General features: G+C 60.3%; 12 protein-coding genes and 3 pseudogenes. 5 read left to right on the top strand and 10 right to left on the bottom strand.

From position 1 onward, the window contains the following. Positions 1 to 482: 482 nt before the first annotated feature. The 4 genes and pseudogenes from ACZYOF_RS37780 to ccmB all read left to right on the top strand — a co-directional run. Positions 483 to 611 (top strand): annotated as a pseudogene (locus tag ACZYOF_RS37780) (IS481 family transposase); the annotation flags it as partial. A 281-nt stretch (positions 612 to 892) separates the two neighbouring features. Next, the gene (hemA, locus tag ACZYOF_RS37775) at positions 893 to 2,143 is read left to right on the top strand and encodes a 5-aminolevulinate synthase (RefSeq protein ID WP_463718938.1); all 1,251 of its coding nucleotides are present in this window, start codon (positions 893 to 895) and stop codon (positions 2,141 to 2,143) included. 300 nt (positions 2,144 to 2,443) lie between these two features. Then, positions 2,444 to 3,070, top strand: a complete 627-nt coding sequence (ccmA, locus tag ACZYOF_RS37770; protein ID WP_282531528.1) for a heme ABC exporter ATP-binding protein CcmA — start codon at positions 2,444 to 2,446, stop codon at positions 3,068 to 3,070. Between the two features lie 127 nt (positions 3,071 to 3,197). Next, positions 3,198 to 3,869 (top strand): heme exporter protein CcmB, encoded by a 672-nt coding sequence (ccmB, locus tag ACZYOF_RS37765; protein WP_282531527.1) that lies wholly within the window; start codon positions 3,198 to 3,200, stop codon positions 3,867 to 3,869. A 183-nt stretch (positions 3,870 to 4,052) separates the two neighbouring features. Here ccmB and ACZYOF_RS37760 read toward each other — a convergent pair whose 3' ends face one another. The 8 genes from ACZYOF_RS37760 to ACZYOF_RS37725 all read right to left on the bottom strand — a co-directional run bounded on the left by ACZYOF_RS37760 (position 4,053) and on the right by ACZYOF_RS37725 (position 9,679). After that, positions 4,053 to 4,535 (bottom strand): cytochrome c-type biogenesis protein, encoded by a 483-nt coding sequence (locus tag ACZYOF_RS37760; RefSeq protein ID WP_282531526.1) that lies wholly within the window; start codon positions 4,533 to 4,535, stop codon positions 4,053 to 4,055. After that, on the bottom strand, positions 4,532 to 6,526 hold the full coding sequence (locus tag ACZYOF_RS37755) for a heme lyase CcmF/NrfE family subunit (protein WP_282531525.1): 1,995 nt from the start codon (positions 6,524 to 6,526) through the stop codon (positions 4,532 to 4,534). Before ACZYOF_RS37755 ends, ACZYOF_RS37760 begins: the two co-directional genes overlap by 4 nt. 42 nt (positions 6,527 to 6,568) lie before the next feature. Continuing rightward, on the bottom strand, positions 6,569 to 7,024 hold the full coding sequence (ccmE, locus tag ACZYOF_RS37750) for a cytochrome c maturation protein CcmE (RefSeq protein ID WP_282531524.1): 456 nt from the start codon (positions 7,022 to 7,024) through the stop codon (positions 6,569 to 6,571). 113 nt (positions 7,025 to 7,137) lie between these two features. Further along, a complete protein-coding gene (ccmI, locus tag ACZYOF_RS37745) occupies positions 7,138 to 7,920 on the bottom strand; it encodes a c-type cytochrome biogenesis protein CcmI (protein WP_282531523.1) in 783 nt (260 codons plus the stop codon). A gap of 209 nt (positions 7,921 to 8,129) precedes the next feature. Then, the gene (locus ACZYOF_RS37740) at positions 8,130 to 8,423 is read right to left on the bottom strand and encodes a thioredoxin domain-containing protein (protein WP_463718937.1); all 294 of its coding nucleotides are present in this window, start codon (positions 8,421 to 8,423) and stop codon (positions 8,130 to 8,132) included. 50 nt (positions 8,424 to 8,473) lie between these two features. Continuing rightward, entirely contained in the window at positions 8,474 to 8,752 is a 279-nt protein-coding gene (locus tag ACZYOF_RS37735) for a hypothetical protein (protein ID WP_463718936.1), read from the bottom strand. Continuing rightward, complete coding sequence (ccmD, locus tag ACZYOF_RS37730) at positions 8,749 to 8,898, bottom strand: heme exporter protein CcmD (RefSeq protein ID WP_282531521.1); 150 nt, start codon at positions 8,896 to 8,898, stop codon at positions 8,749 to 8,751. The genes ACZYOF_RS37735 and ccmD overlap by 4 nt, the downstream gene beginning before the upstream one ends. A gap of 7 nt (positions 8,899 to 8,905) precedes the next feature. Further along, positions 8,906 to 9,679: a heme ABC transporter permease gene (locus ACZYOF_RS37725; protein WP_282531520.1), complete on the bottom strand. Its 774-nt coding sequence runs from the start codon at positions 9,677 to 9,679 to the stop codon at positions 8,906 to 8,908. A 701-nt stretch (positions 9,680 to 10,380) separates the two neighbouring features. Here ACZYOF_RS37725 and ACZYOF_RS37720 point away from each other — a divergent pair. Beyond that, positions 10,381 to 10,599: pseudogene (locus ACZYOF_RS37720) on the top strand (IS110 family RNA-guided transposase); the annotation flags it as partial. 330 nt (positions 10,600 to 10,929) lie between these two features. On the opposite strand, the gene ACZYOF_RS37715 reads toward ACZYOF_RS37720, so the two are convergent. Continuing rightward, positions 10,930 to 12,198 carry a DUF3095 domain-containing protein gene (locus tag ACZYOF_RS37715; RefSeq protein ID WP_463718935.1) on the bottom strand — a complete coding sequence of 423 codons (1,269 nt, stop codon included), beginning with the start codon at positions 12,196 to 12,198 and terminating at the stop codon, positions 10,930 to 10,932. 965 nt (positions 12,199 to 13,163) lie between these two features. Further along, positions 13,164 to 13,340: pseudogene (locus tag ACZYOF_RS37710) on the bottom strand (ATP-binding protein); the annotation flags it as partial. Between the last annotated feature and the right edge of the window lie 143 nt (positions 13,341 to 13,483).

Genomic DNA, 13,483 nt, shown 5'->3' with positions numbered 1-13,483 from the left:
TTGACAGAGCTTGCTGCCCGGCCACTGTTAGCCACCATGGGATCGACACCAATGTCCGGCTGATAAAACAAACGACTGCAATTCACCCTTCACAGAAGTCTCTTACACAAAATATCTGACATTCCCAACCGGGGACGCCACGGCGGACATGAAAGCCAGCTGGCGCGTTCCGCCTCGGCCAGCCTCGTTGATCACTGGTGCCACGTTTTGCTTCGAGCCGTGCATTTCTGCTTCATGCAATTGAGTAATATCCGTCGCAGGTTGCACTGCGCGTCGCTCGATAAAATCTGCGACAACGATAACCATCGATCGCAGCGAGGGACGAAATTTTCCAATAGCCGGTGCGTATAGTTTTCATAGCGGCGGAGAATAGCGCTGCGACAGTCGTCACTGTCGTTCATAAATCAAAGCAAGTTGCGCGGGGGTTCGTGAAACGTAAGTCAGCGATTTGTGAAGCTATTATTTCTAATCGGACACTGGGCAACTACGCTCGGCGGCTGAAGACCCTGAAGGGCCTCACACCTAACGAATACATCTGCAAATGCTGGACTTCCCAGCCCGAACGATTCAAACTCAATCCGCTCCAGCAAATGCCGGGGCTAAACACCTAGTCCTCGCGTTACTTGGCTTCTCAAGTTCACACCAAAACTCGCATTTAGCCGATGCACATAGCGATAATCAGAGGGCATACAAACAATAACTTGTGCAAGACGAGAGGGCCTGAAAGATAATGAGCCATGAACAACCGGGGCTTCAGCTTTAGGGCCTGACAACGATGAGAGATCACGTTAGAGGAGTGGAATTGCTGGCGAGACTTCAAACTCGCGCGCGCGCCGGCAAAGCATGTCCGTGCCTGGGCGCGATGTCGGGGCAAGGAGCGCCAGCCTTGCACTTGCCCGCGAGGGTCGCGTCCAGTCCGGAGGACACGAAGGGCGCGGACCAAGCGTACGAGCGCCACTTCCGCAAGGCCCTCGATCGCCTGCACGATGAGCGGCGCTACCGTGTTTTCACCGACATCGAGCGCATTTCTGGCCGCTTCCCGGTCGCCAAGTGGCGCCGGCCCGACGGGATGATCACCGAGATCACGGTCTGGTGCTCCAATGACTACCTCGGCATGGGGCAGCGGCCTGAGGTCGTGGCCGCAATGATCGAGACTGCCCGGTGCTGCGGCGTCGGCGCCGGCGGCACGCGCAACATCGCGGGAAATAACTCACCACTGGTGGACCTTGAGCGCGAGCTCGCCGACTTGCACGGCAAGGAGGCGAGCCTCGTCTTCACCTCGGGCTACGTCTCGAACCAGGCCGGCATCTCGACGATCGCCAAGTTGATCCCGAACTGCTTGATCCTGTCCGACGCCTTCAACCACAACTCGATAATCGAAGGCATCCGTCAATCGGGCTGCGAGAAGAGGATATTTCGCCACAACGATCACGGCCATCTTGAGGCCTTGCTACACGAGGCGGGCGACCGCCCCAAGCTCATCGTGTTCGAGTCCGTCTACTCCATGGACGGCGACGTTGCACCTATCGGCAGGATCTGTGACCTTGCGGATCAGTACGGCGCGATGACTTATCTCGACGAGGTCCACGCGGTCGGCCTTTACGGCCCCCGCGGCGGCGGGATCGGCGAGCGCGACGGGGTGATGCACCGCGTGGATGTAATCGAGGGCACCCTCGCCAAAGGCTTCGGCTGCATCGGGGGCTACATCGCGGCCTCGCCGACAATCTGCGATGCGGTACGCAGCTTCGCCTCGGGCTTCATCTTCACCACGGCCCTGCCGCCTGCGGTTGCCGCCGCTGCCCTCACTTCCGTGCGCTACCTCAAACACTCGAATGCCGAGCGCAAGGCACACCAGCGACAGGCCGCTGCAACGAAGGCCGCGCTCAAGGCCGCCGGTCTGCCGGTGCTCGCCACCGACACTCACATCGTGCCGGTGATGGTCGGTGATGCAGAGCGGTGCAAGGCAGCTGCTGATCACCTGCTTGAGCGCCACGCCATCTACATCCAGCCGATCAACTACCCTACTGTCCCACGCGGCACGGAGCGTCTGCGCATCACGCCCTCGCCCTTCCACGGGGCGGCACACATAGCCAAACTAACGGCCGCGCTCGTGGAGACCTGGGATACTCTGGCTTTCGATTGAGCCGTATCCCGGGGCGAGCTGGGTCCTCGACAGCGGGGTGCTCGGCCACATGTGAACAGGGCGCTCCGATGGTTGGGCCGAGAGGCGAGCTGGGCCGAGCCACCGAAGTTCCGCCATCGACGAGGTCGGGTCATCAGCCCAACTATGGCCTCACGTCTGGCACCCGTGTCGCAAAGTCGAGTCTCTCACGCGATGTGATGCCAACCTGGGCTCGTGCCGCGCCGCGGCGAGCGAGAGGCAAGCAGGGGGAGCGTTCTAAAAAACGCGAGCGGCGCGGGACATAGCTGACTGAAAGCGAAAATGAGCCACACACAATCCTGCCATCTCCTAGTCGCGGACCTTTGGGTCGTGCGCGGTGGGCGCACAGTACTCCGTGGCGTATCGTTACGGCTGGACACCGGACAGTTTGGCGAAGTAACGGGCTCAAATGGCGTGGGCAAATCAACCCTGCTGCGTGCGATCGCCGGCTTCTTACCCCTGACGTCCGGCTGCGCGTCGTGGAACGAGTGGGGAGCCAAGGATCCGGCGCCTCTCGCAGAGCGCGTCCACTACGTGGGTCACCTCGACGGGTTGAAGTCCGCGCTGACCGCTCGCGAAAACCTCCAATTCGGTCTGACACTTTCAGGGCAAGCCCAACTGACCCCTCGGGAGGCGCTCGACCGCGTCGAGCTCGCCCATGTTGTCGACCTGCCGGTCGGCTATCTTTCGGCAGGTCAGCGCCGCCGCGTCGCCTTGGCCCGGCTCCTGGTCGCCGACCGCCCTCTATGGCTGCTCGATGAGCCATTGACCGCACTCGACCGGGCCGCACGTGTCATGCTGATGGGTATTGTGGCCGATCATCTTGAACGCGGCGGTTTGGTGCTTGCGGCGACCCATGAACCACTCGGTCTGCCAGGGACCCTCGAACTGAGGCTTGAAGCGCAATGAGGGGAGTGCCGTGGCGCCCTACCCGCCTGCTCCGCTTCCATGCGTCCCGGAACGAGAAACAAGGCAGGGCCGATCCTTTTCTTCAAGGGAGACGGTCACGCCGCTGTGGCGGCGGCGGATGGGGGCCATGACAGAGACTCTTCTTGCCGTCTTTTACCGCGATCTCGTGCTATCGCGCCGCATCGGCGGCGGAGGGTCGCTCGCGATAATCTTCTTCCTCGGTCTCGTCACGATCGTGCCCTTCGCGATCGGACCCGACTTGAACCTGCTATCGCGAATCGGTCCGGCCATCCTGTGGCTTGGAGCATTCCTGGCGACCCTGCTAGGCCTTGACCGGTTGTTCCAAGCCGACCACGAGGATGGTTCGCTGGACCAGATGCTTCTGTCACCGGCACCTCTAGAACTCGTTGTCCTGGTAAAGTGCCTAGCTCACTGGTGCGTCACAGGGCTGCCGCTGGTGATCCTCTCTCCTCTGTTCGGCCTGATGTTGGCCCTGGATGGCCCGGCGCTCGGGGGAGTGACCGTGAGCCTGCTAGTAGGCACACCAGCTTTAACTTTTCTGGGCGCGATCGGCGCAGCCCTTACCGTCACGTTGCGACGCGGCGGCCTTCTGCTCTCGATTCTCGTCGTACCGCTGGCGGTGCCAGTGATGATCTTTAGCGTCTCGGCGGCCTCGGCGGCGGCGAGTGGCACGGTGCCATTCCTAACGCCGTTTCTGATCCTCTGTGCGCTTGGTCTCGCGTCCTTCGCGCTCGCCCCGATCGCTGCAGCCGCCGCGCTTCGCGGGGCGGGGGAATAAAGGATTCAAGCGGTGGAAATAAGTTCGTTCCGAAGCGGATCACGTCAGTAAACCGCTCCAATATGTGGCTATCTGCGGCGCGATGCGACTAACGCCACCGTTCGAGTCGAGCATTGAAGCGAAGAGGTAAAATACCTCGGCACGTGCATCTCGCAAGATAAAACGATCCGACTAATGCCAAAATCACTCAGAGGGAATATCGGCGTTCAATACCGACGCCAGCCGGTCGCACTCGGCTTGGCTCAGCGGATCAGGCGGCGTGGACTGCCTGCGGCGGCGGAGTCCGAGAAGAAGCGCGATCGCGCCTACCGCAAACAGGAGGGCCGGCGTGCCCCAGAGTAGGGCGGTTTCCGAGTCGAATGGCGGTTTCAACAGGATGAAATCTCCATAGCGCCGTACCAGGAAATCGCGCACCTGCGCGTCGCTGTCGCCCGCTTTCAGACGTTCGCGAACCAGTAGCCGGAGATCCCGCGCAAGCTCCGCGCTCGAATCGTCGATCGACTGGTTCTGACAGACAAGACAGCGCAGCCCAACGGAAATTCCCCGCGCGCGCGCTTCGAGCTTTGAATCGGCTAGGATCTCGTCGGGCTGCACCGCGCTCGCCAGACCGGGCGCGAGCCCCGCGAACACAACCAAAAGAAGGAAAAAGCGACGGAGCGCGGTCATTCTGCGGGCTGCGGCGCTACAGGATCAGTGAGGCGGCCGTGAATGGCCCGACGCGCAAAGCCGATCCTGAGACGCCGATCGGACAATGACACAATTCCTCCGATCGCCATCACGATAGCGCCAATCCAGATTGTCGTAACGAGCGGCTTCCAGAACATGTGGGCATCGATCGAACCATCCGGATGCTGGTCCCCGAGCGAAATGTAGACCTGCCCGAAACCTAGGGTCACGATGCCGGCTTCCGTTATCGTAGTCTGGCGCACCGGAAACGTGCGCTTGGCCGGTTCAATCGTCGTCACCGTCGACCCATTCTGGCTGATAATCGCACGTACCCCTGTTTCGAAATAGTTGGGGCCCTGTCGCTCCTCAAGCTTGACTATGGTGGCTTGATAGGGTCCGAGATCGACCGTCTGCCCCGGCTTGACCGCCGCAATCCGCTCCACGCCCCAACCGGTTGCGGCGAGCCCCAACAATGTCACGCCGAGCCCCGCGTGGGCGATAGCCGTGCCCCAAGCCGAACGCGGAAGCCCAGTCGCGCGGGCCAAAGTCACGCGCCAGGGCTGCCCTCTGCCCCAGGTTCGCGACACTAATTCGTTGGACGATCCGACGATCAGATAGACCGCCAAGCCCACACCTATCGGGGCGAGGACCGGACCGCCGCGCAGGGCCGCAGCCAGAACTAGTGAAAGCGCCACGCCCGCCATTGCCGCAACCATCACCCGTTGCGCGGCGCCCAGAAAGTCGCCGCGCTTCCAGGCAAGCGACTGGCCGATCGGCATTAGTAGCAGGATAGGGATGACCAACGGGCCGAAGGTCAGATTGAAAAAAGGCGCGCCGACCGAGATCTTGTCGCCGGTCAAGGTCTCAAGCACCAGAGGGTAAAGGGTACCGGTGAGCACGATGGCGCAACAGATGGTTAGCATTAGGTTGTTGATCACGAGCGCACCTTCCCGAGACACAGGCGCGAACAGGCCGCCGGGTCGCAAGGCCGGAGCGCGCCAAGCGTAGAGAACGAGCGACCCGCCGATAAATAGGATAAGGATCGCGAGGATGAAGAGGCCGCGTGATGGGTCGCTGGCGAAGGAGTGCACCGAGGTAAGCACGCCCGAGCGGACCAGGAACGTGCCGAGCAGCGAAAGCGAGAAGGTGAGGATCGCGAGGAAGATGGTCCAGATCTTGAGCGCGTCTCTCTTTTCCATGACGGCCGCAGAATGCAGCAGCGCCGTGCCAGCGAGCCAGGGCATCAATGAGGCATTCTCGACCGGGTCCCAGAACCAAAATCCACCCCAGCCGAGGGTGTAATAGGCCCAGTAGGAACCCATCGCGATGCCGAGCGTCAGGAAACTCCAAGCGATCAGCGCCCATGGTCGAATGTATCGGGCCCAGGCGCCATCGACGCGGCCGCTAATCAGCGCCGCCGCCGCGAAGGAGAACACAATCGAGAAGCCGACATAGCCGAGATAGAGCAGCGGCGGATGTATCGCGAGGCCAGGGTCCTGAAGCAACGGATTGAGGTCTTGCCCCTCAAAGGGTGCGGGAAATCGGCGCGCGAAGGGGTCGGATGTGAGCAGAATGAAGAGCAGGAAGGCAAACGCGATCCAGCCCTGGACCGCCAGCGTATTGGCCCGCAGTTCATCTGCCATGCCGCGGCCAAAGCTCGCCACCGCGGCTCCGAAGATCGCCAGGATTAAGACCCAGAGCAGCATAGAGCCTTCATGATTGCCCCAGACGCCCGCGATCTTGTAGACGAGCGGCTTGGTGGTGTGCGAATTCTCGACGACCGTTACGAGACTGAAGTCGGACACCACATGAGCGTAGGTCAGCGCCGCAAAGGCATAGGCCACCAGCGCAAATTGGATAATCGCGGCAGGCACCGCAGTGCAGGCGAGGCCGAGATCGCCGCGGCGAGTACCCCAGATCGGCAGAACCGACTGCAGCAGCGCGACCGCCAAGGCGAGGGCGAGCGCATAATGTCCAGTTTCGACGATCACCCGGTCACTCCTGGAGGCTGATGTGAACCATAAACGGCAACTCTATTGTCTCTGCGCGGATTTCTCGCCGTCACGCCAAATGCCGTGCCGTTTGAGCCCGTCCGCAACGTCCTTGGGCATGTAGCGCTCGTCATGTTTGGCGAGCACAGTGTCGGCATGAAAGAGGCTTGGGCCTTCCACCGTGCCCTCGGCCACGACACCCTGCCCTTCCCGGAAGAGATCGGGTAGCAATCCTGTGTAGACGACCTTGATGTGCTTCTTAAGGTCGGTCACCGCGAAAGTGACGGTCGACGGCCCCTCATGGATCAGTGAGCCCTGCTCCACCAGCCCGCCGATGCGCAGCCGGGTTCCCAGCCGCGGCGCTTTCTCGGCCATTTCGGTCGGCCCGTAGAAGAAGACGATGCTGTCGCGTAGCGCAAAGAGTACGAGACTTATCGCGATCGCCAAAGTTATGCCGGCCGCGCCGATCAAGAGGAGGCGCCTTTTCTTTCTTGCCAAAATTTATCCTTTCAGCCCGAGCTATTTGACGAGCCCATCAAGCGTGCCAACGCTTCATGTTGCCCGAATGCCTAGCCCGCGCATTTGCCACGGCCTCCTCGATCTTCTCTTGCTTACACATGACCGCGTAGGCCCTGATCGATCAATCGCAGCCACCCGTCAAGATCGTGATCGCCCTTCGCGGGCTTCTCAGCGAGTCCCTCCACCATCCCAGTGGTCGCCTCTGTCCTCTGTTCTGGAGGCGGCGCCGCAACGCCAGTCCTGTCTAGGCCGGACCGCGCGGCCTCCACGCCCGGCCGCGGCGCTCCGGCAACAGCAGCCAAATGCGGATGTACAGCATCCGTCCACGGCGCGTTGGATAGCGAATCCGCTCGTAGCACCTCCCAGAGTTGCCTCGCTTTTTCTGTGCTGCCGTCTAGCTCGACCGCGATCGCCTGGAAGCCGTGTCCGTCGTTGGGGTGGGCCGCCTGATGCGCTCCGATCTTGGGGATTACGGCCGTGAGGTTGAACTCCGCACCCGTCCGGCGGGATGCCGGCATGTCAAGTTGGTTAGGCGCGCCCACCCTAAGATAAAGCGCCAGCGCGATAAACGGCAGCACCACAACAACCGCCAGAACGGCGCAGATGCGCCTCGGTCCCGCCGATGCATGCGGCCGATCCTTCGGCACGGAGTCGACGGAGGCGAGCAGCCGGCGCGCAATTTCGGCTCGCGCCGCTGCGGCATCCTCAGCCGCGACTAAGCCTCGGCGGACATCATCATCCGCTTCAACCAATAGGCTTCGATAGAAAGCGATGTCAGAAGCGCGTGGGTTACGCTCTTCTTGCCGCGCCGAGAGCGGCCGGAGCAGCGCCAGCGAGACCGCGGCCGTCATCATTGCGAAGGCAAGCCAAAGCATGTCTCAAGGTCCTTCACCGCCGACGTCCGCAAACGCGTGACCTTGCAAAACATGGTACGTTCGCCATTCTCCACGACCAAAATGCTGCTGCAGTGTAGCTCCTTCGAGCTGATCGATTGCCAGCCGGTGGCGCAAGCCAGCGACGCCGCGCGTAAAGACAAGATCATACTTTTTGGACCTATATGGATCGAGACTTGGCAAGGTAGCCGTCATGGCCGTTGCGCGCTTGCGATTGCCGCCATCAAAGCGGGACGGGTCGCGTCCGAGATGCCGCCCACCAGCTTGGAGGCGATGGTACCATTTCCTTTGACTACGTAGGTCTCGGGGACGCCATAGACCCCGAAATCAATACCGGTCCTGCCGGACGGGTCAATGCCGACCTGTGCGAATGGATTCCCCTTGGCGTTGAGATAGCTCCGCGCGCTCCCTGGGTCGTCCTTGTAGATGATGCCGATAAGCTTTACCCCGTGCTGCCGCAGCGCCGGGTCGCGCGACAAGGCCATGAGCGCCTCGTGCTCGTTATGACATTCGACGCACCAGGACGCGAATACGTTCACAAGGTCACATGTCCTGCCTTCAGGTCGGCGCTCGACAGGCCGGGCGGCCCGGGCGTGGCGAGCCCTTCGAGCGGCGCCAACGCGAATTGCGGCACCGGCCTGCCGATCATGGCCGAAGGCACGAGCGACGGGTTGTCGACACCGAGCCGCACTTCGAGCAGTGTGGCAATTCCAATGAAGACCAGAAGCGGGACCGCCGCCATAATGCGGACCAGGTGGTGCCGAGTGGCCGCGACATCGGGCGAGAGGAATTTCGAGGTAGGAGTGTCGCTCATGAGCGATTGCCGAGACGGCCTGGTGCAAGGCGAGCCAGCGCATGGATCTGATGCCGATAGTCGAAGAGAACGGCCGCGATCGCCCCGATCAGGACCGTGCCCGTCACCAGATAAGCCGCCACGATGAACCCGCCATGCTGAGCCATCGCACCCTCAGAAAACCGCTTCGACCGATTGCATTCGGGCCCCAGCGGATTCGCCAACGGCCGCCAGCGTGATCGCAAGCCGCTGAGCACGGCGCCGCATGATTTCGTTGCGGATCGCCATAACGTGGAGCGTCGCGAATAGAAGCGTGTATGCAAGCGACATGACGAGCAGTGGCCAAAGCATCGGGCCGGCGATCGTCGAGCCTTCAATCCGGAACACGGAAGCTGGCTGATGGAGGGTATTCCACCAGTCGACCGAAAATTTGACGATAGGAATATTGATGAACCCGACCAGCGTCATGATCGATGCAGCCCGCGCGGCCCTGCTGGCGTCCTCGATTGTCTGCCAGAGTCCGATCAGACCGAGATAGATCAGGAAAAGAACCAGCACGGAAGTAAGCCGGGCGTCCCACACCCAGTACGTGCCCCACATCGGCTTGCCCCAGAGGGAGCCGGTGACAAGGCAAATAAAAGTGAAGGCGGCACCGAGCGGCCCGGCAGCCTTCTGCGCCGCATTCGCAAGCGGATGGCGCCAAACCAACGAGCCGACCGCCGAAACCGCCATCAGCGTATAGGCCAGCATCGCCACCCAGGCAGCCGGAACGTGAATGTACATGATGCGCACCATCTCGCCCTGCTGGTAGTCGGGTGGTGCCGTGAACGTACCGAAGAGGCCGAGCGCAAAGGCTAACGCCGTCAAGCCCCACAGCCACGGCAGCAGCCTCGCGGCAATGTGCAGAAAATTGGTGGGATTGGCGTAGGCGATGAAAGCGACCTTCAAGTTTCCGATCTCCTGAAATCGACAGCCCCGGATGTGTGGGTCGAAAGCTCTTGCGAGACTGGTTGCCAACGGCTAGTGCCCAATTGCATCATCAGCAAAGTCGGTGGCGTGCCTCACGCGTAATACAATGCATCCGCGGCAACTTCGCCAATTACAATCGATTATCGTTTCGATGCCGTTGGTGCATCTGAATGGAACCCTTTGCCACGTATCAGCGCAGTCGAATGACCTGACCGGCCTAACCGGTTTTGACGTCTGCGAACCACGGGCGTTGAGCGCCAGCGAGCTTACTGTCGATGGCGAGATTGAACCGAGCACTGCCTCGAAGCCGACCTCCACCTGAAGCTTTGTGCGGATAGACCAGACGTGTTTCGGGTGACGTAGCGGCTTCGCTCCGACGATCTTTCCCTTATTCCCAGGATCCGACGCGGGTCGACTTCGTCTTCCAACCTCGATCCTGGCAGTCAGGCTCTAGGAGCGTCTCCAGGAGCTGTTGGGCAACCACATCGACGCGCGCCAAGCTTTCCAGCGATATCCGAAGCCGTCATCCGTCATCCCGTCTTGGATGTGCGGCTTTCGCACGACGGTGTCGTTCGGCATGCAGAATTTGGGAGCGATGACGTAATTGCGATCGACGATTCTGGACTAAGGTCATCCTATTATCGTCGAGCTCTCGCAATCAACCGATACGCAGCGCTACCATGACGCGGTACGTCGGGCTCGACGTCTCGCAAAAGGAAACTTCAGCATACGGGATCGACTATAGCGGGCGGGTACCGTTCGAAGGCAAAGCTAACTCCAAGCCGGGCGCATTGACTGAACTGCCTCGCAAGCGTGCACCAAATGCTGAACGTATCGGGTTTGAGACCGGCGCAATGGCGAGCTGGCTTTCGCACGAACCCCGACGCGTTGACGTTCCAGCAGCAAGGAAAGTTTGATGAGGAAGTTCCCAACCGGTAAAATCGGATGAAACCGGGCGGCGCTCTCATGACGGTCCCTGGCGTAGGCTTCGCCCAGACTGGGCGAAGTGCGCCCGACATCCCGCTCAATCCCGGTGTTGCGATCATTGGTTCGTCAACCAATCGAACAACTAACCCCACGTTCTTGTTTGGTGTCGGACGCATACTAGTGGCGATCAGCAGCACGCAGTTAACCTGCGGATGGCCCGAATCATCAGAACGGCGAGCAGCTGCGCCAGCGCGGCCGTATCGACCTCGGCGTCGACAATGACGCGACAATCCTTTCCGATCTCAATCACCGTGCGGCCGCTCGCCCGCTCTGATGCTCCTGTTCCCTCTATGGCGACCATTCGCGCCGCGCGGCAGCCTCGCCGCTTTTTGTTTGGCCGCTGCCGCGGCATAGCCTCCATCGGCCCCGTCAACGAAGTGGACGTGATCGGACTGAATGTTTGAAGGAACGTAACAGGTGAGATGTGCGCTTTTCTGACGATGTGTACCCGCCAAACAAACGCGAGAACGCTGGCCGGAAACCAGTCGAGCTTCGATAGCATCTGCGATTTCCGGCGAACAATCCACCGTCATTTTCAGTCCATCATCGAACTTCCTGAAGTCCGTATTCTGCCAGATCTCTCGTCGATACTTGAAGGGTTCGAATCGGCCCATGCGAATGCCCGCTGCAAGAACGATTCGCGTCTTGATTGCTCGTAATGCATCTGCGGCGGCCGTCAGGAGGTTCGCGCGTCGGGAGCCCCTACTAAGCAATCTCTGGATCTCGCCTCCGAGCCAGCTGGGTAGCGGACCGCCCTCGGGCAACGGATGTCCCGAACGGCGCGACGACAATTCAATCAGGGCCAAAACATCTGCCACCAACGCCGTATACGACCCTCGCTCTTCGATCGGCGAGGCAATAATAGACAGAATGATCCCCTGCTCGGTAGGGATTGGGCCGAACCCGCAATAGAGCCCTGATAGATTAGGCTTGGCACCCAACGGTGCGCGGCGTATCGCGAATTCCCCTTTCTTTAGCTGCGTCTCCGCCCACGCAACGCCACCCCCGGTGAACATGGCGTACGAGACGTTCTCGGATGCGGCATATCGCGCGACACGGACATCGTGACCGGCTGCGCGGATTTCGGAAACGGGAACGATCGTGACTCGAAGCACAAGATCGAGAAAATCTTCGGCCCAAGCCGCAGTTCGCGCCAATTCATACCGCACTTCATCGAGATACTTGCCCGGAATGGCTACGGTCGCTCCGTCGCCGCCAAAAACATAAGGAAAGCGGAGTTTAGGCAACGCGTTGGTTATGGCGACCAGCACCGCAGCACCTACTGTGTTGACAGCCTTGTATCGACCGGTCTCGATCGCCCGAGTCGATTGGACAACATCGGCTATCCCGATGAACCAATCGTCCGGCAGGGAAAGATAGCGATCGAAATTCGTCAGTTGCGAGAAGTTGTCGAATGGCTTCAGATCGGCGTAGAAATGCTCTGTATTCGTGCCTGCGGAAGCATGTTCTTGAGCAATCTTGCCCATCCAGCCGTCTTGGGGCGATGTCATTTTCTGGTTCTCTTGTCGTTTTTCTCACTCATTCAACTAGTCCGATATATACGCGTGACATAGTCTGTATCCGATGCAAGATTGATGCTGGACGCTTCGCACTTTCGCTTTTCGCTTGGCATGGCGGTTTTGTCGTAAGGGGTCGGCCCGTGACCAACCGTGAAATACACCCGGTTTCTTTGCGCTCGCGCAAACCTCTTGGCATCCTTTCATCATGCCCACCCGACACGTCCCGTCTCGAGGACACCCTCTCCGAATCCACCTTTGCAACAAACTGTACCCGGATCGCATCCTGCGCCCGTCTTCAGCGCGCTGAACTCCTTCACAATCTGCGTGCCATCCGCCCATCGCCTGGTGCTTTCGAACGCGGCCATGGCGTTCGGCTCGCGCACGCGTTGAGTAACTCGGGTCCCTTCGATCACAATAAGCCGTATCAGTTGCCTCAAGGTATCGCCCTCGACTGGGCGCGGCACGTGAAAGAATGTCGGTCGTGTCCCATCCCTTCACGCCAGGCAACCCAACATCCGGGTGATGATCGACAGCCTCGCTGTCGACCTCGAAGAAAGAAACAGCTCCACCGAAACGCACGTCAACCCGTCATACCGCACGAGCGCTCCGCGTACTGCACAGATGCCATCATCGTCATCAATGATCGCGACCGAGGTTACACGGCTGCTCAATCGAGGGGCTGCATACCCGACAACTCTAGTGATCCGGCCGCCGCTCCCATCTAGCCGCAGGCTCAGTCGACGCTTATACGGATCGGAGGTGAACCGATTACACTCGGTGCCCGCACTTGAGGTAGACAAACACACTTCATAATCACCCGTCATTAGATTGGTTCACTTCGACTGGACTATCCTGAACGGCAGACGGTGATGTTGTTCGCAGCTGGGACCCCTAGCTGCCTACTTCGTAAACAGACGGAAACACTGTAGCGCGCCCTGAGCGCTCCCGGCTCTTCCTCATAGCGGCAGCGCTAACCGGATAGTCAGGCCGGAATCCTCATTCCTTTCTGCCCAGATCCGTCCACGATGCGCCTCTATGATGCGCCGGCTTATGAATAAGCCTGAACTCATTCCAGAGTCTCTTGTGGTGAAGAATGGATCGAACAAACGATTCATGTCGTTTGTGGTTGTTCCTGAGCCACCATCGCAATGGGGATGTCCCGATCGGTGTTGAACTACGTCGGGCCGACGTTGCCAGAATGAATGTTACGCGGCCCTTGTGACATGGGCAACGGGCTTGATCGTCATGGGATTGTGGTGAGCTTGAAGGGCCGCAC

It is taken from the genome of Bradyrhizobium sp. LeoA1Lang (genome assembly GCF_055413685.1).
Note: the sequence above shows the minus strand (reverse complement) of the source record. Positions and strands in the feature narration are given on the sequence as shown.

Excerpts from the sequence above, each read along its gene's own strand:
- ccmA (WP_282531528.1), top strand. The coding sequence starts at position 2,444 with ATGAGCCACACACAATCCTGCCATCTCCTAGTCGCGGACCTTTGGGTC.
- ccmB (WP_282531527.1), top strand. The coding sequence starts at position 3,198 with ATGACAGAGACTCTTCTTGCCGTCTTTTACCGCGATCTCGTGCTATCG.
- ACZYOF_RS37760 (WP_282531526.1), bottom strand. The coding sequence starts at position 4,535 with ATGACCGCGCTCCGTCGCTTTTTCCTTCTTTTGGTTGTGTTCGCGGGG.
- ccmI (WP_282531523.1), bottom strand. The coding sequence starts at position 7,920 with ATGCTTTGGCTTGCCTTCGCAATGATGACGGCCGCGGTCTCGCTGGCG.
- ACZYOF_RS37740 (WP_463718937.1), bottom strand. The coding sequence starts at position 8,423 with ATGGCCTTGTCGCGCGACCCGGCGCTGCGGCAGCACGGGGTAAAGCTT.
- ACZYOF_RS37735 (WP_463718936.1), bottom strand. The coding sequence starts at position 8,752 with ATGAGCGACACTCCTACCTCGAAATTCCTCTCGCCCGATGTCGCGGCC.
- ccmD (WP_282531521.1), bottom strand. The coding sequence starts at position 8,898 with ATGGCTCAGCATGGCGGGTTCATCGTGGCGGCTTATCTGGTGACGGGC.
- ACZYOF_RS37715 (WP_463718935.1), bottom strand. The coding sequence starts at position 12,198 with ATGACATCGCCCCAAGACGGCTGGATGGGCAAGATTGCTCAAGAACAT.